15 protein-coding genes are annotated in these 15,549 nt (G+C 65.1%); 7 read left to right on the top strand and 8 right to left on the bottom strand.

Annotation, left to right across the window (positions count from 1 at the left end):
- Positions 1–57 precede the first annotated feature (57 nt).
- Together IPM49_01500 and IPM49_01505 are read right to left on the bottom strand one after the other, a co-directional pair.
- Positions 58–981: an ATP-binding cassette domain-containing protein gene (locus IPM49_01500; GenBank protein ID MBK9273199.1), complete on the bottom strand. Its 924-nt coding sequence runs from the start codon at positions 979–981 to the stop codon at positions 58–60.
- A 77-nt stretch (positions 982–1,058) separates the two neighbouring features.
- Positions 1,059–1,589: a methylated-DNA--[protein]-cysteine S-methyltransferase gene (locus IPM49_01505; protein ID MBK9273200.1), complete on the bottom strand. Its 531-nt coding sequence runs from the start codon at positions 1,587–1,589 to the stop codon at positions 1,059–1,061.
- Between the two features lie 35 nt (positions 1,590–1,624).
- On the opposite strand from IPM49_01505, the gene IPM49_01510 reads away from it, so the two are divergent.
- Positions 1,625–2,287, top strand: a complete 663-nt coding sequence (locus tag IPM49_01510; GenBank protein ID MBK9273201.1) for a DUF2461 domain-containing protein — start codon at positions 1,625–1,627, stop codon at positions 2,285–2,287.
- Between the two features lie 50 nt (positions 2,288–2,337).
- On the opposite strand, the gene IPM49_01515 is transcribed toward IPM49_01510, so the two are convergent.
- Positions 2,338–2,967: a YceI family protein gene (locus IPM49_01515; GenBank protein ID MBK9273202.1), complete on the bottom strand. Its 630-nt coding sequence runs from the start codon at positions 2,965–2,967 to the stop codon at positions 2,338–2,340.
- 85 nt (positions 2,968–3,052) lie between these two features.
- Positions 3,053–4,210 (bottom strand): 3-hydroxybutyryl-CoA dehydrogenase, encoded by a 1,158-nt coding sequence (locus IPM49_01520; protein MBK9273203.1) that lies wholly within the window; start codon positions 4,208–4,210, stop codon positions 3,053–3,055.
- Between the two features lie 759 nt (positions 4,211–4,969).
- Between IPM49_01520 and IPM49_01525 the strand changes: the two genes are divergently transcribed.
- On the top strand, positions 4,970–6,142 hold the full coding sequence (locus tag IPM49_01525; GenBank protein MBK9273204.1) for a class I SAM-dependent rRNA methyltransferase: 1,173 nt from the start codon (positions 4,970–4,972) through the stop codon (positions 6,140–6,142).
- On the opposite strand, the gene IPM49_01530 is transcribed toward IPM49_01525, so the two are convergent.
- Positions 6,114–7,301 (bottom strand): SGNH/GDSL hydrolase family protein, encoded by a 1,188-nt coding sequence (locus IPM49_01530; GenBank protein ID MBK9273205.1) that lies wholly within the window; start codon positions 7,299–7,301, stop codon positions 6,114–6,116. The genes IPM49_01525 and IPM49_01530 overlap by 29 nt on opposite strands.
- Before the next feature lie 97 nt (positions 7,302–7,398).
- Here IPM49_01530 and IPM49_01535 point away from each other — a divergent pair, with 97 nt between their 5' ends.
- Positions 7,399–9,501, top strand: a complete 2,103-nt coding sequence (locus IPM49_01535) for a ComEC/Rec2 family competence protein (GenBank protein ID MBK9273206.1) — start codon at positions 7,399–7,401, stop codon at positions 9,499–9,501.
- An 87-nt stretch (positions 9,502–9,588) separates the two neighbouring features.
- The gene (locus IPM49_01540; GenBank protein MBK9273207.1) at positions 9,589–9,945 is read left to right on the top strand and encodes a Rieske (2Fe-2S) protein; all 357 of its coding nucleotides are present in this window, start codon (positions 9,589–9,591) and stop codon (positions 9,943–9,945) included.
- 26 nt (positions 9,946–9,971) lie between these two features.
- On the opposite strand, the gene IPM49_01545 is transcribed toward IPM49_01540, so the two are convergent.
- Positions 9,972–10,841, bottom strand: a complete 870-nt coding sequence (locus IPM49_01545) for an MBL fold metallo-hydrolase (GenBank protein MBK9273208.1) — start codon at positions 10,839–10,841, stop codon at positions 9,972–9,974.
- A 130-nt stretch (positions 10,842–10,971) separates the two neighbouring features.
- Between IPM49_01545 and IPM49_01550 the strand changes: the two genes are divergently transcribed.
- From IPM49_01550 to IPM49_01560, 3 genes are all read left to right on the top strand, one after another.
- On the top strand, positions 10,972–11,496 hold the full coding sequence (locus IPM49_01550; GenBank protein ID MBK9273209.1) for an AAA family ATPase: 525 nt from the start codon (positions 10,972–10,974) through the stop codon (positions 11,494–11,496).
- Positions 11,489–11,653 (top strand): hypothetical protein, encoded by a 165-nt coding sequence (locus IPM49_01555; GenBank protein MBK9273210.1) that lies wholly within the window; start codon positions 11,489–11,491, stop codon positions 11,651–11,653. The genes IPM49_01550 and IPM49_01555 overlap by 8 nt, the downstream gene beginning before the upstream one ends.
- 87 nt (positions 11,654–11,740) lie before the next feature.
- Positions 11,741–13,102 carry a peptidoglycan synthetase gene (locus IPM49_01560; protein ID MBK9273211.1) on the top strand — a complete coding sequence of 454 codons (1,362 nt, stop codon included), beginning with the start codon at positions 11,741–11,743 and terminating at the stop codon, positions 13,100–13,102.
- Positions 13,103–13,113: 11 nt separating this feature from the next.
- Here IPM49_01560 and IPM49_01565 read toward each other — a convergent pair whose 3' ends face one another.
- Both IPM49_01565 and rho read right to left on the bottom strand, forming a co-directional pair.
- Complete coding sequence (locus tag IPM49_01565) at positions 13,114–13,587, bottom strand: DUF4199 family protein (GenBank protein MBK9273212.1); 474 nt, start codon at positions 13,585–13,587, stop codon at positions 13,114–13,116.
- A 132-nt stretch (positions 13,588–13,719) separates the two neighbouring features.
- Positions 13,720–15,537 (bottom strand): transcription termination factor Rho, encoded by a 1,818-nt coding sequence (gene rho / locus IPM49_01570; GenBank protein MBK9273213.1) that lies wholly within the window; start codon positions 15,535–15,537, stop codon positions 13,720–13,722.
- Positions 15,538–15,549 lie beyond the last annotated feature (12 nt).

Here is a 15,549-nt window from a genome sequence, read left to right on the forward strand (position 1 = left end):
GTCGAAGAAGGAGGCGAGCTCCCGTCGTGCGATGGTCCAGGTCGTTCCCACGGTCGATCAGTTCAGCGTAAGGTCGCGGAACACATCCTCCAGGCGGGAGCCGGGGGAGTGCAGTTCGGTCAGGGTCCACCCCCGGTCCACGCACAAGCGGTAGACCGGGCGGGCGATGTCGGCATCCGCGGCCGCCTGCAGCAGGTAGGCCCCGTCCGGGGTGGCCTCGAGGCGTTCCACGCCCGGCAGGGCGCATAGGGCTTCCGCCGGAGCGCCGGTGGGGGCGTCCTCGATCCGCACGCGCACCAAAGGCCGGCCTTGCGCCTGGCGCCGCAACTCACCCGGGGTCCCGTCCGCCACGATCCGGCCCTTGTTGATGATCAGGATGCGGTCACAGGTGGCTTCCACCTCGGGAAGGATGTGCGTGCTGAAGATCACCGTCTTGGCCCGGCCCACCTCCTTGATCAATTCGCGGATCTCCACGATCTGATTGGGATCGAGGCCGGTGGTGGGTTCGTCCAGGATGAGCACCTCCGGATCGTGCACCATGGCCTGGGCGAGCCCCACGCGCTGTCGGTAGCCTTTGCTGAGCTCGCCCACGCGCTTGTGCTTTTCGGCATCAAGGCCGCAGACGCGGACCATCTCCGCCAGGCGCTCCCGGATGCGGGCGTCGGACAGGCCTTGGATGCGCGCAGCGAATCGCAGGTGGTCGAGCACGGGCATGTCCTCGTACAGGGGGTTGTTCTCCGGCAGGTAGCCGATGTGCCGTCGCACGGTCCGCAGATCGCTGAGCACCGAGCGGCCCCCGACATGGACGCTGCCCGCATCGGGGGTGAGCAGTCCGCAGATCATCTTCATGGTGGTGGACTTCCCGGCGCCGTTCGGCCCCAGGAAACCGAGCACCTCACCGGGACGGACCACGAGGCTGATGCCATCCACGGCGGCCTGCTGGCCGTAACGTTTTGTGAGGCCTTCGATGCGGATGTCCATGGCAGCGGCGCAAAAATATCCGGCCACCGAAGGCGGTTCCAGGCGAGGAGCGAAAAAACGTTAACGGCCGGTGCGGGTCAGCGAGGCGGGTCGGCGAAGAGCTCCCTGGGCAATGCACCTTCATGCTCCAGCAGCCACTTTTTGCGCCAGAGCCCGCCCACGTATCCGGTGAGCAGGCCGTCGCTGGCGATCACCCGATGGCAGGGCACCAGGATGGGCAACGGATTGCTTCCGCAGGCATGACCCACGGTGCGGCCGAGCGCGCGGCCGCCGATACGTTCCCCGATGGCCTGGTAGGTCATCGTACGTCCGTAGGGGATCTCGTCGATGGCTTGCCAGACCAGTCGTTGGAAGCGGGTGCCGAGCCGTTGGAGGGGCAGGTCGAAGGTCCTGCGCTTTCCGCTGAAGTAGTGCTCCATCTGCCGGGCCGCCTCCACGAGGAGGGGGGGCACCCTGCCCCGGTTGCCGGTCAGCGCCTCAAAGGACACACGGGTGATCAACGCACCATCGCTCTCCAGGAAGACCTTGCCGATGGGGCCCTCCACCACCGCGACATGAAGCGGGGCGAAGAGCTCGGGTGCCCGGGTCCTGCGGATGGCGGTGGACATGAGGAGGGGTTAACTTCCGCGCAAAATAGGCAGCCATGGCATGGTTCGGTGCGGACTTCAACCGCTTCTTCAAGGAGCTTGCGGCCCACAACAACAAGGAGTGGTTCGACGGGCAGCGGAAGCGGTATGAGGGAAGCGTGAAGGAACCGTTCGCGACGTTCGTCGGGGAATTGATCCATCGTGTGGGCGCTCTGGACAAGCGCGTGCGGATCACTCCGCAGGAGGCGATCTTCCGGATCAACCGCGATGTGCGGTTCAGCAGGGACAAGGCCCCGTACAAGCTGGCGTGTTCGGCCATCATTTCCGCCGCCGGCCGGAAGGACCATGGTGTGCCCGGGATGTATCTGGAACTGGGCCCTGAGAAGGTGGCCATCTACGGGGGCAGCTACATGCCTGAGAAGGAGGCACTGATGGCCATCCGTGAACGGATCGCCGCCAAGCCGGCCCGGTTCAGGGCGTTGTACACCGATGAGGCGTTCAAAAGCCGGTTCGGGACGATCCTTGGGGAGCGGAACAAGGTGCTGCCACCGGAGCTGCGGAAGGCGGCGGAAGGTGAGCCGCTGCTCTACAACAAGCAGTTCTACTGGTGCGCGGAACTTCCGCCGTCCAGGGTCACCTCACCCGATCTGGCCGACGTGGTGATGGCGCATTACACGGCCATGCGCCCGCTGAACGAGTTCCTTGTTGGCAAGGGCTGAAATGAAAGAAGGCGACCAACGGGTCGCCTTCCATTGCGGTCGGGCGAGGCTTACTCAGCCCTGCCCACGAGCGAAACGGTGATCTCGATGTCATCGCTCAGCACCATGTCCTTCATGGGGTTCGCCCAGGACACGCCATACTTCTGACGGTTGAAGACAAGCTTGCCGCTCGCGTTCGCCATTCCGTTCTCCTCGGCGATCACGATGTCCGTCACGGTCTCGGTGTTCGTGCGTCCGCGGACGGTGAGCTTTCCGATGGCGGTATTTCCGCTCACGGAAGCCACTTCGAAGCGGGCCTCAGGAAAGCTGTCCACGGCGAAGAAGTCGGCACTGGCCAGGTGTCCGGTCAGCTTCTCCTTCGTGTAATCCTTGTTATAGTTGGTGTCCACGGGCACCATGCTGCGCATGTCCACGGCAAAGGTGCCGGACATCAGCTGGCCGCCCTTGACCATGAACTTGCCTTCGGTGAAGGCCATGGTGCCTTGGTGGTACTTGACGCCGATCATCACGCCTTTCCAGGTGAGCTTGCTGGCAGCGAGGTCCAGGACATAGCCCATCTCCTTGGCCTCCATGGATGCCGTGCTGTCAGCGGCAGTGGTGCTTTCATTGGTGCTGCCACCACCGCAAGAGGCGAGCGTGAGAGCCACCAGAGAGGCGGCGGTGAACAAGTGGAGTTTCATCGGGTAGGTCTTTGGTGTTTGGGGCGGCAAAGGTAGACGAAGATCTGTTCCATGGAAACTAATTTATCGACGATCGCTTGTCGGATCAACCGTGGAAGTTCCGCTGCTCGCGCACCATCCTGCGCAAAAGCGGAGACGGTCGATAGCGGTCCTCCCCGTATTCGGCCTGAAGATGTTCCAAGGTGGACAGGCAGTGGTCAAGGCCCACCTCATCCGCCCACCGCAGCAAGCCTTTCGGATAGTTGACCCCTTTGGTCATGGCCAGTTCCAGGGCATCACGGTCGGCGATCCCCAGGTAAAGCGCGTCAGCAGCCTCGTTGATCAGCATCACCACGATCCGCCAGCAGATGGCGTTCAGCAGCTCCGGATCATCCTTGGGCGTGGGTGGGGCGGCGGTGCCGGTGTGGTCATAGAACCCCCGCCCGGACTTCCTGCCCAGCCGACCGCTCTCCACCTGGCGCTGCTGGGTAAGGCTCGGGCGGTAGCGCGGGTCGAAGAAAAAGGCCTCGAACACACTGCGCGTGACGGCGAAATTGACATCGTTGCCAATGAGGTCCATGAGCTCGAACGGTCCCATGCGGAAGCCGCCCACCGCGCGCATGGCATGGTCGATGGTGGCCACGTCGGCCAGTCCTTCCTCCAGGATGCGCAGCGCTTCGCCATAGTAGGGGCGGGCCACCCGGTTGACAATGAATCCGGGGGTGTCTTTGCAGATGACCGGGGTCTTGCCCCAGTGGCTCATGCGTTGGCAGGCCTGTTCGGCCAGCCCATCCGCGGTGACCAGGCCGGGCACCACTTCCACCAACGGCATCAGCGGCGCGGGGTTGAAGAAGTGCAGGCCGATCACGCGTTCAGGATGGACACAGGCGCCTGCGATGGCCGTCACGCTCAGGCTGCTGGTGTTGGTGGCCAGCACGCAGTCGCGCCGGACCACGGTCTCCAGCTCCGCGAAGAGGCCGCGCTTGACCGACAGGTCCTCGACGATGGCCTCGATCACCAGTCCTGCGTTGGTGAGATCGGCCATGGAGCCTACGGCCTGCAAGCGGTCGCCGGTCTCCGCAGCGTCGGAGGGCGTCAACCTTCCCTTCGTGGCCAACGCGGAGAGCGTTGTGCGCAAGGCATCCACGGCGCCCTGTGCCGCACCCGGTCGGGCATCCAGGAGCCGCACCTGATGACCGGCCCGGGCCGCCACCTGGGCGATCCCGCTGCCCATCGCCCCAGCCCCGATGATCGCCACTTCCATCGATGTATCCATATCCGCGTTGATGGTGGTTGGAGGGGCGAAGTTCGGGGCTGAGCGGGAAGGGACTGGACGACCGGTGCGCGAGCCTGGCGATATATGTATGGCCATGCATTCTTTTGGAATGTGGGGTCGGTCACTCGGCACGATCACTGAGTCCTTCAGCCGTGCTGGTTCTCGACGGCGTCAGCGTGTGCGACCGACGGGTCTGGTGGCGCTGTCCACGAGCGACCACCCTGCGCACCATGACATATGTATGGCCATACATACTTTCCGCAGGGGGTATCGTCATCGTGGACCCCGATCGTGGGTCACCACATGCACCGAGGATCTGGAGTTCGGGCACAAGGACGCCGAGCCTGCCTGTTGGTCGATCAGTGCTGCGCGAACGCGAGGGTTCGATGTCTGGATGGCCTTGTGATCAGCGGGTCCTGACGTGATCTGCGACCACGCCCAGATGGACCGACAGAAGCCTTGCGAGCTGGTGGACAAGGACCTGCATGGGGATCTCCGTCGGCCTCGTTCATCTCAAGAGCACTCCGTGAAAAGCCAAAAGTATGTATGGCCATACATGCTTCCAGAGGGAGCCCGTGCTCGACGAAGAGCCGGCACCTGCCGATCATCCGGCCCAGCGCGGGGTGAAAAGCGAGAGCAGCCACGAGCTTCGGTTCGCTCCACGCGACTGCGTAAGGTCGAACGTATGTATGGCCATACATATGTTCGCTGATCACCGCCCCACGCAGCATCTACCTTGCGCCACGCATGCGTGCCCGCACCATCATCCGTGATCCGCGCGACCGGGTCCGCAACGGTCATCCATGGATCTTTGACAATCAGGTGCTGCGCGTCGAGGGCCAGCCCGCTCCGGGTGCCGTCGTGCAGGTGTTCGATGACCGCAGACGCCCGATCGGCCAGGGATATTACAACCCGGCCAGCAAGATCCAGGTCCGCATCCTCACGCCCGATCTCGATGAACCCATCGACGACGATTTCTTCCTGCGGCGTGTGAGGGAGGCGTGGTCCTTCCGGCAGCGCATGGTGGATACCGGGTCATGCCGGGTGGTCTTCGGCGAATCGGACGGCCTGCCGGCCTGTGTGGCCGATAAGTTCGGTGACGCCATCGTGCTTCAAACCCTGAGCCTGGGCATGGATCGATGGAAGCACAGCCTGGTGGACGCGCTGCGCGAGGTGACCGGCGTGACCCGTTTCTACGAGCGGAACGATGCGTCGGTCAGGGAGAAGGAAGGACTGCCCCGGACAACGGGATTCCTGGGCGATCCGTTCCCGACCCGGTCCACCATCGAGGAGAACGGACTGCGCGTTCATGTGGACCTGGCGGAGGGTCAGAAGACCGGGCATTTCCTCGATCAGCGACTGAACCACGCGGCCATTGAGCCGGTCGTTGCCGGTGCTGAGGTCCTCGATTGCTTCACGCATACCGGAGGGTTCGCCTTGCATGCGGCACGGTACGGGGCGAAGCAGGTGGAGGGGCTCGACATCAGCCCCACGGCCATTCGTGCAGCCGAGGTCAACGCCGAGATGAACGGACTGACCGCGCGATGCGCCTTCAGGGAGGCCAACGTCTTCGACTTCCTGGCTGAAGCGGGCCGCACGGGGCGCATGTGGGACGTGATCGTGCTCGATCCCCCTGCCTTTGCCAAGAGCAGGGCCACCATCGCCGGTGCGACCAGGGGATACAAGGAGGTCAACCTCCGGGCGATGAAGTCCCTGCGGCGGGGAGGCTTCCTGGTCACCTGCAGTTGCAGCCAGCACATGACCCCGGACCTGTTCAGGGCCATGATCGCGGATGCGGCGAAGGATGCGCGGCGCCAGTTGCGTGAGGTCTACTACGGGACGCAGCCACCGGACCATCCGGTGCACTGGAGCATCCCCGAAAGCCTCTACCTCAAGTGCCTGATCCTTCAGGTGCTGTAGCCAGGCTGTCCACGGGTGACGGGCGCAGCAGCAGCTGGACCACGGGCAGCAGGGCCTGGGCGCAGACCTCACCGCCGGCCCCGTTCAGGTGGCAATAGTCGATCAGGAGCTGCCGACCTCGGTGCTGGGGATCATTGAAGGGCACGTTCAGGTCGACAAGGGGCACATGCCAGCGGTGCGCCACATCGCTCAACTCGCCCAGCACCACGGGGTAGAGCGCCTTCACGTTCGGGTCCTGATGCAGGAATGCGCGTTCCTCCGCCGCCAGGAGCGCTGGTTCCCGAAGCACGAGCATCGGTTGCAGGCAGAGCACCGCCTTCACGCTGTCCCGTTGGAGCAGGAACAGGTTCGTCTCGATCGCCCGCAGGAACTGGTCCCGCGCTACGGCCTTGTGATTCCGCACCGTGGTGGCGTCATCCACGTACGCGGCCTGCCAATCCACCCGTTCACCGCACCGGACCGCATCGCGGATCATGCTCCAGGCCATGTATCCGCGGAAGGCCGCACTGTGTCGCGAAAGCCAGTGCCCCATGTACGTGAACAGTCCGCCCGCGGAGGGTTCCTGAAGCCTCGGGCGCCAGAATTGATAACGGAAGTCCTCCATGTACCGGTAGTTCGTGTCGTTCACGAAGTGGTCGTTCGCGCCGTCGAAGAAGATCACCATGTCCGGGTCGTAGGACAACAGCTCGGTGATCAGGTATTGCGTGTGCTGGAACACCTGATACCCGGTGACGGCCGCATTGATCACCTCGATGCGCTGCCCGGGCATGGCCTGGTTCAACAGCCGCTCGAGATGGGCATCCACCGTCTCCGTCTGGTCCACATGCACCACGGGGTAGGGGGCGGCGCTGCTGATGCCGTGCGCGGCCGACCCGCCCAGGAAGAAGATGCGCACCGTACCGGGCGGCTTGACCTGCGGCACATCCGACGAACGCCTGAACCCATTCGCGTTGATGGCCATCCGCACGTGGTCGCCCTCGCGCTCCTCATAGCCGGGGACGTGCTCATAGACCCTGTAGGAGTTGAAGCGGAACTTATTCTCGCTGGCCTTGTGCAGTACGTGGCCCAGGTAGTATCGGGCGCCCAGTTCCACGCAGGCGACGGTGAACACGAGAAGGAAGAGGATGTACCCGATGCGTCCCAGGAGGGAACGGCGCACGGGCTGGGCGGGGACAGGCATGACGGTCGGCTGGGTCGGCGAAAGTACCGAGCGTTCACCACGGAAAGGCCTGATGGGATACCTTGGGTCCTCGGCCATGGAGCGCGCATCCCTGTTCTGGTCCGGTTGGCACCGTGCGCCCATGCTGCGGTTCGCGGTGCCGTTCGCGGCGGGCCTGGCGATCGGATCACTCCTCACGCTGTCCTCGGAGGTCTGCATCATCCTCGGTGCGCTGGCCCTGCTGCTGGTCGCTGTTCAGGCCTTCATCGCCTTCCCCTTCCGCCACCGGTGGCTGCCCTACGCTGCATCGATGCCGGCCATGCTGATCGCAGGAATGTGCTGGTGGGTCGTGAGCACGTCCGATATGCGTCCGCCTCGGGAAGCCACCGGGGCCCACCTGGTGGAGGTGGATGTGGTGCACGGTGCATCCGCCCGCCATGTGCGGTGCGATGCGAGGCTCCTGCGGTCCTGGTCCACCGATGGGGTGCATCCGACGAACGCGATGGCCATGCTCACGCTCGCCAAGGACTCCCTGGCCCCGCGCCTGCGGCCGGGCGATGTGCTCCTTGTCCACGCTGACCTGGGCCCGCCCACGCGCACGCCCGATCCTGGAGGCTTCGATGTGCGCGCATGGCTCGCCGCCCGGGGCATCCATGACCAGGCCTTCGTGGCCGATGATCACTGGAGGATGCTCGATCATCGCTGGCGATGGACGGACCTCTTCCTGCCTGCACAGGAGCGGGTGTGGGAATGGCTTGCACGGAGCGGGCTTCGCGATCGCGAAAAGGCCGTGGTGCTGGCGCTGTTACTGGGGATCCGGAATGAGCTGGACGCCGATCAGAAGGACGCGTTCGCCAGGAGCGGGACCATGCACGTGCTTGCGGTGAGCGGCATGCATGTGGCGCTCATCTATTGGGTGCTCATGGTCCTGCTCAAGCCGCTGGGTGGAGGGGTCGCGGCACGTTGGGCCCGCGCGCTCATCGCCTTCCTCGTGCTTTGGGGGTATGCAGGCATCACCAGCGCCACCCCTTCGGTGCTCCGGGCCACAGTGATGTGCTCCCTGTTCGTCGTCGCAGGTCTCATGGGGCGGCGCTCCGCCACGCTCAACACCCTCGCCGGTTCGGCCCTGCTCCTTCTCGTCTGGGACCCGCGCATGCTCTTCCAGCTCAGCTTCCAACTTTCCTTTCTGGCCGTCCTCGGCATCGTGCTGTGCTACGACCCCATCCGCCGCCTTTGGTCCCCGGCCAACATCCTTCTCCGGTACTGTTGGTCCCTGATCTCGGTCTCCCTCGCCGCCCAATTGTTCACCACACCCTTGTCCCTGGCGGTGTTCAACGCCTTCCCGGTCTGGTTCCTGCCGGCCAACATCATCATCGTCACCCTGGTCAACATCGGCGTCGTTGGCGGCATGCTGCTCCTGGTCACGCTTCAGGTACCGGTCCTGGGGCCGTTCGTGGCCGACGCCCTCGGCGGATTGGTGTGGCTGCTGGGCCAGGCGGGCCGGTTCTTCGCGGATGCTCCGTTCGCCTATCCCGATGTGCGGGTGACCTCCGCACAGAGCGCGTTGATCATGGTCATCATCCTGGCCATCGGCCTCGATCGCCTGGGAGGCCTTCGGGCGGGACGGTGGCTGGCATTGGCCACGCTCCCAATGCTGGCGTTCAGTATTGCACGTCAGGTGGTGCTGTCCACTTCACAGCGTCAGCTCGTGGTCTTCGATGAACGGGCCGGCCTGGTGATGGCCCTGCGCGAAGGCCCCACGGCCGTGGTGGTGGAGAGCGCTCCGGGTCTGGCGAACGCGCGACAGCGCGTCGAGCGGTTCACCCGCGCCAGTGGAGCAAAGGTGGTGGACACGCTGTCGACCATCGCGCTTCGCGCCACGGTGCCGGTGCGCTCCGCGTTCTCTGCGGGCGGTGCCGGAGCCTGGTTCGGCGCGGGGATGGGTGTTCTGCTCGTGGATGCGGACCCTCCTCCTCCCGGAGGTCCGGCGTTCGACGCGCTGGTCTTCCTCGCGGATCCGCAGCAGGCGGCAGAGGCGGCGTTCATGCGGCTGCGACCCGGTGGACACGTGGTGCTGGCCGGCATGCTGGACGGACTGGAGCGCTGGCGCCTTCGGAAGCGTTGCGCCGAGCTGGGGCTCGCCTGCCATGATGTCCGGCGCGACGGGGCCTTCGTTCATCCGGTCGGTCGTTCGGACTGACCCGAACATCAAGGAGCGGGCTATGCCACCTTGCTGAGGGTCTGCCAGGCCGCTGTCCCACACCCATGCATCTTTGCCCTCATGTGGGTGGACCGCATCCGATGGGCGCGCGTGGACGATCCACGGCTGGAAGGGCTTCCGGTGGACGCCCACCTCCGCCTCACCCTGCGCGGACATGTCCTTCGGCTGGTCCGAACGCGCTCCGGCCTCTTCGCGCTGGAGGACCGCTGCCCGCATCAGGGACGGAGCTTCGAGGGCGGTTGGTGCGAAGAGGGTCACCTGGTCTGTCCCTGGCACCGGTTCGCTTTCGACCCGGCCACGGGAAGGGCCCGGCGTGGCAGCACAGTGAACGTGGGCACATACCCGATGGAACAGCGCAGCGACGGCCTGTACATCGGCTTCCCGTACACCACCATCCGGCTGTTCGGCATCGACCTTTGGTGACCGGTGCTGAGCGCGGAACGACCGGTTCACACAGCGGACAGGGGGAAGGTCTCCTTTATTCGCACGCCCTTCTCCGTCTCCTGCACCGTGCAGCACTGGTTCGTCGCGTCGTGCTCGAAGAAGAGCACGTGCTCTTTCCGGGCCGCGAGCTCCAGCACATCTCGTTTTTCCTGAAGGGTCAGGAGTGGGCGTGTATCATAGCCCATCACCCAGGGCAGGGGGATGTGGTGCACACTGGGCAGCAGGTCGGCCATGTAGATGAGCGTGCGGCCCTTGTGCTCGATGAAGGGGATCATCATCGCGTCGGTATGGCCGTTCACCAGGAGCACCCCGAAGCCGGTGAAGACCTCCGGGATGAAGAGGTTCTCCTCCGCGCTGCGCCGTCCGATGTCAACGAAGCGCAACTGCCCGCTCTCCTGGATGGGCAGGATGTTCTCCTTCAGGAAGCTGGCCTTCTCACGGGCGTTGGGCATTGTCGCCCACTTCCAATGGTGCTCATTGCTCCAGTACGTGGCGTTCCTGAAGGCCGGCTCGAAGCCATCGCGCGCGCTGTTCCAACGGATGCTGCCCCCGCAATGGTCGAAGTGCAGGTGGGTGAGGAAGACGTCCGTGATGTCGTCCCGGTGGAAGCCCGCCGTTCTCAGGGAGCTGTCCAGCGTGGCATCGCCGTGCGGTTCATAATGGCTGAAGAACTTGCTGTCCTGCTTGTCGCCGAGCCCGTTGTCGATGAGGATGCGGCGGTCGCCGTCCACCACCAGCAGGCAGCGCATGGCCCAGGTGCAGAGGTTCTTTTCATCGGGAGGGTGGGCCTTGCTCCAGAGGGTCTTGGGCACCACGCCGAACATGGCGCCCCCGTCGAGCTTGAAGAGACCGGTGTCGATGACGTGGAGTTCCATCGTTGTGCGCCGAAGCTAAGGAGCAAAGGCGTGGGGGTAAAGATGGTGCGAAGGTGGAGAGGTGGAAAGGTGCAATGGCGCGATGGCGCGGTACGGATCACGGCGGCGAGGCCTCAGCTACCTTCGTCGCATGCCCAGGCGCAAGCCCCGCTGCATCATCATCGCCGGTCCGAACGGTGCCGGGAAGACGACCTTCGCGCGGGAGTTCCTGCCGAAGGACGCCGGGGTGTTGCACTTCGTGAACGCGGACCTCATCGCTGCCGGGCTTTCCCCCTTGGATCCACCCGCTGCACAAGTGGCAGCGGCCCGGATCTTCTTGGAGGAACTGGATCGCCTTGCGGCAGCGCGGGTCGACTTCGCGTTCGAGACCACCCTCAGCGGCCGCACCTATCTGGAGCGGGTGCAGCGATGGCGGGGACAAGGGTATCGGGTCGAAGTGGTGTTCCTGAAACTCAGCAGCGTGGACCTGGCCCTGAAGCGTGTCGCTTTGCGCGTGAAGCAGGGCGGCCACCATGTGCCGGAGGCGGATGTGCGCAGACGCTTCGCGCGTGGTTGGCTTAACTTTGAGACGGTCTACCTATCCTCGGTGGATGCTTGGGCGGTATATGACAACACCGGAGACATCCCTCGGTTGATCAAACGATCCGATGGCTAGTTCGAAGCAAGCGTTGAACAGGGAGACCGACGAGTTCGTAGCAGCTGTCGGCCGTGCCCTGAGGCGAGCCGCGAAGGCCGCCCGCAAGACCGCCCGTATGCACGGCACGCCCATCGCCATCATGAAGGACGGCAAGGTGGTGCTGGTGAAGCCTTGACGTCAGGGGCGCTCCCCACACACCCCCGTTGAAGCATTCCATGGGCACATGGCCGCATGAGCTCATGGGCACATGCACCTTCGCCCCATGCGCACGGTCCATTTCATCGCCATCGGCGGAAGCGCCATGCACAACCTGGCCATCGCCCTGCACCAGAAGGGCTACGAGGTCACCGGCAGCGACGACGAGATCTTCGAGCCCAGCCGCAGTCGCCTCGACCGCCTGGGCCTGCTGCCCGACAAGCTCGGCTGGGACCCGCTCCGCATCCACAGCGGCATCGACGCGGTGATCCTGGGCATGCACGCCCGCGCCGACAACCCCGAGCTGGTGCGCGCACAGGAGCTCGGCATCCCCGTGTTCAGCTACCCCTCGTACTTCCATGAGCAGACCAGGGACAAGACGCGCGTGGTGATCGGCGGAAGCCACGGAAAGACCACCATCACCAGCATGATCATCCACGTGCTGCGGCAGGCGGGCGTGGAGTTCGACTACCTCGTGGGCGCGCAGCTCGAAGGCTTCGACTGCATGGTGCGGCTGAGCCCCATCAGCCAGGTGGCCATCATCGAGGGCGACGAGTACCTCGCCTCGGCCCTGGAGCCCGTGCCCAAGTTCCACCTGTACCGGCCGGACATCGCGCTGATCAGCGGCATCGCGTGGGATCACATCAACGTGTTCAAGACCTTCGAGAGCTACGTGGACCAGTTCCGCACCTTCATCCGCGAGATCGAGCCGGGCGGCAAGCTCGTGTACTGCGCGGAGGATGTGGAGGTGAAGCGGGTGGCGGAGGAGCCGGAGGTGTCGGCCACGCGCATCCCCTACGGCGTGCCCGCACACCGCATCGAGGACGGCACCACGGTTCTGCTCACAGCTCAGGGCGAGATGCCGCTGCAGGTCTTCGGCCGGCACAACCTCATGAACCTGGAGGGCGCACGGCACGTGTGCCACCAGCTCGGCATCGGCGACACCGTGTTCTTCAACGCCATCCGCAGCTTCCACGGTGCGGCCAAGCGGCTGGAAAAGCTGGCCGAGCAGGGGAGGAAAGTGGTGTACAAGGATTTCGCCCACAGCCCCAGCAAGCTGAAGGCCACGGTGGAGGCCGTGCGCGAGCAGTTCCCCGGGCGCAGGCTCGTGGCCTGCATGGAGCTGCACACTTACAGCAGCCTCAGCGAGGGCTTTCTCGATCAGTACGCGGGCGCCATGGACCAGGCCGATGCGGCCATCGTGTTCTACGATCCGCACGCGGTACAGCTCAAGCGCCTGCCATCGATCCCGCCCGAGCGCATCCAGCGCGGTTTCGCGCGCCCCGACCTGCAGGTGCTCACCGACCCGATCCAGCTGATGGGCGCGGTGCGCGCGGCGCAGGCCGATCCCGGCGTGCTCCTGATGATGAGCAGCGGCAACTTCGGGGGGCTCGACCTTCAGGCCTTGAGCGAGGCGTTCATCGCCTGATCCGCAGGCGATCAGGTCATCCGGCGCAGCACCTTGTGCACCAGCAGGGTGGTGAGCAGCGTGTTGAACGCGCCCAACAGGAGCAGCAGGAAGAACGAGAGGCTGGCGTAATTGAACGGGGTGAAGAAGCGTTCAAAGCGCGAACGGGCGTCCGCCTCGTCATGACCGGCGGCGATCGCCTGGTCCACCAGGGCGTTGATGTGAACAGGGAAGGAGGTGACGTCCATCCAGGTGTAGTAGGCCAGCAGGAAGGCCGCGATCAACAGGGTGTACAACGCGGCGGCCCTGAACCCCGCCCGGAACAGCTGGGGCACCCCGCTGCGCGGCTCGTCGCGCAACATGGAGCGAGCGGCCAGAAAGGGGATGAGCACGAGGGCCAGCAGATGGACGGGCATGTAGAACGGCGGGTCAGGCGCCCGACCCACCCCAAGCAGCACCACACGAAGGGCCATGGAGGCAAGGGCGATGAGGAAGGCGGTCTTCATGGGAGTTGTGGGATCGCTCCGTTGAGTGGCGAGTAATGAGTTACGAGTGGCGAGTGAATGCGCCCTTCGACAGGCTCAGGGTCACACGCATTCACTCGCCACTCGAGACTCGCCACTCATTACTTCCCGGCGTTAGCCGTTCATCGACACGAGGAACTCCTCGTTGCTCTTGGTGCCCTCCATGCGGGTCTTGATGAACTCCATGGCCTCCACGGGGTTCATATCGGCCAGGTGCTTGCGCAGGATCCAGGTGCGTTGCAGCACGTCCTTGTGGTGCAGCAGGTCATCGCGGCGCGTGCCGCTGCTCTGGATGTCGATGGCCGGGAAGATGCGGCGGTTGCTGATCTTCCGGTCGAGCTGCAGTTCCATGTTGCCCGTGCCCTTGAACTCCTCGAAGATCACCTCGTCCATCTTGCTCCCGGTGTCCACCAGGGCGGTGGCGAGGATGGTGAGGCTGCCGCCGTTCTCGATCTTGCGCGCCGCGCCGAAGAAGCGCTTGGGCTTCTGCAGGGCGTTGGCGTCCACGCCCCCGGACAGGATCTTGCCGCTGGCGGGCTGCACGGTGTTGTATGCACGTGCCAGACGCGTGATGGAGTCCAGCAGGATCACCACGTCGTGGCCGCACTCGGTGAGGCACTTGGCCTTCTCGAGCACCATGCTGGCCACCTGCACGTGCCGGCTGGCGGGTTCATCGAAGGTGCTGGCGATCACCTCGGCGTTCACGCTGCGCGCCATGTCGGTCACCTCCTCGGGCCGCTCATCCACCAGCAGCACGATGAGGTACACCTCGGGGTGGTTGGCGGCGATGGCGTTGGCCACGTCCTTCAGCAGGATGGTCTTGCCCGTCTTGGGCTGCGCCACGATGAGGCCGCGCTGACCCTTGCCGATGGGGGCGAACAGGTCCAGCACGCGCATGCTGAGGTTCGGGTTCTTGCCGGTGAGGTTGAACTTCTCGTCGGGAAAAAGAGGCGTGAGGAACTTGAACGGCACCCGGTCGCGCACCCATTCGGGGTCGCGGCCGTTGATGCGATCGATCTTCACCAGGGGGAAGAACTTGTCCCCCTCGCGCGGCGGCCGCACGAAACCGCTGACGGTGTCGCCGAGCTTCAGCCCGGCCTGCTTGATCTGCTGCTGGCTCACGTACACATCGTCCGGTGAGGCCAGGTAGTTGTAGTCGCTGCTGCGCAGGAAGCCATAGCCCTCGGGCATGATCTCCAGCACGCCTTCGCATTCCACGAAGGCATCGAACGTGAACTGCTCGCGCTGTTCATGCCGCGGCCGGTCCTGCCGCTGGTCCTGTGGCCGCTGACCCTGACCCTGGCCCTGGTCGCGGGGGCCGTCGCTACGGCCCTGTTCGTGGCGTGGTTGCTCGCCGCGGTCGCGCCGGTCGTCACGACGGTCCTCACGCCGGTCGCCGGTGGGTGGGGGGGCATCGCGGCGCTCATCGCGGGATCGCTCACGCCGCTCGTCGCGCTCACCGCCGTCGCGCGGTGGCGTCACCTGGTCACCCCGTTCGCGCCGCTCACGCCGCTCGAAACGGTCGCGCCGGTCGTCGCGGCGGGGTTCACGGTCGTCGGCACGCACGGCCACCGGAGCGGGTGGTGGTGCCGCCTCCGGCTTGGCATCGGGTGTCGCGGGCTCTCCCTCAGCTCCTTCATCCTCTTCCTCCTCGTCGTCATCGTCATCGTCCTCGTCATCCTCGTCGCTGTCCTCCGCGGGTGTGGGCTCGGGATCGGGCGTGGGTGCCGGGTCCTCATCGGCCACGGCCTCCAGGGCAATGGCATCGGTGTCCTGGCGGGTCGAGGCTGGCGCCGCTCCGCCCCGGGCTTCGAGGATGCTGGCGATCAGGTCCTGCTTCTTCAGCGTGTCGGCCTTCTTGATGTTGAGCTGCTTGGCGATCTCCCGGAGCTCGGCGAGCTTCAGGCTCTCCAGGGCGTTCTTGTCTGCCATGGTCTGGGGCTA

The sequence above is a fragment of the Flavobacteriales bacterium genome (assembly GCA_016715895.1).
GTDB lineage: Bacteria > Bacteroidota > Bacteroidia > Flavobacteriales_F > PHOS-HE28 > PHOS-HE28.

What these genes read in the sequence shown, in the direction of transcription:
- IPM49_01535 (MBK9273206.1), top strand. Translation starts at nt 7,399, where the DNA reads ATGGAGCGCGCATCCCTGTTCTGGTCCGGTTGGCACCGTGCGCCCATG.
- IPM49_01515 (MBK9273202.1), bottom strand. Translation starts at nt 2,967, where the DNA reads ATGAAACTCCACTTGTTCACCGCCGCCTCTCTGGTGGCTCTCACGCTC.
- IPM49_01565 (MBK9273212.1), bottom strand. Translation starts at nt 13,587, where the DNA reads ATGAAGACCGCCTTCCTCATCGCCCTTGCCTCCATGGCCCTTCGTGTG.
- IPM49_01505 (MBK9273200.1), bottom strand. Translation starts at nt 1,589, where the DNA reads ATGTCCACCGCCATCCGCAGGACCCGGGCACCCGAGCTCTTCGCCCCG.
- IPM49_01520 (MBK9273203.1), bottom strand. Translation starts at nt 4,210, where the DNA reads ATGGAAGTGGCGATCATCGGGGCTGGGGCGATGGGCAGCGGGATCGCC.
- IPM49_01545 (MBK9273208.1), bottom strand. Translation starts at nt 10,841, where the DNA reads ATGGAACTCCACGTCATCGACACCGGTCTCTTCAAGCTCGACGGGGGC.
- IPM49_01560 (MBK9273211.1), top strand. Translation starts at nt 11,741, where the DNA reads ATGCGCACGGTCCATTTCATCGCCATCGGCGGAAGCGCCATGCACAAC.
- IPM49_01525 (MBK9273204.1), top strand. Translation starts at nt 4,970, where the DNA reads ATGCGTGCCCGCACCATCATCCGTGATCCGCGCGACCGGGTCCGCAAC.
- IPM49_01500 (MBK9273199.1), bottom strand. Translation starts at nt 981, where the DNA reads ATGGACATCCGCATCGAAGGCCTCACAAAACGTTACGGCCAGCAGGCC.
- IPM49_01555 (MBK9273210.1), top strand. Translation starts at nt 11,489, where the DNA reads ATGGCTAGTTCGAAGCAAGCGTTGAACAGGGAGACCGACGAGTTCGTA.
- IPM49_01510 (MBK9273201.1), top strand. Translation starts at nt 1,625, where the DNA reads ATGGCATGGTTCGGTGCGGACTTCAACCGCTTCTTCAAGGAGCTTGCG.
- IPM49_01550 (MBK9273209.1), top strand. Translation starts at nt 10,972, where the DNA reads ATGCCCAGGCGCAAGCCCCGCTGCATCATCATCGCCGGTCCGAACGGT.
- rho (MBK9273213.1), bottom strand. Translation starts at nt 15,537, where the DNA reads ATGGCAGACAAGAACGCCCTGGAGAGCCTGAAGCTCGCCGAGCTCCGG.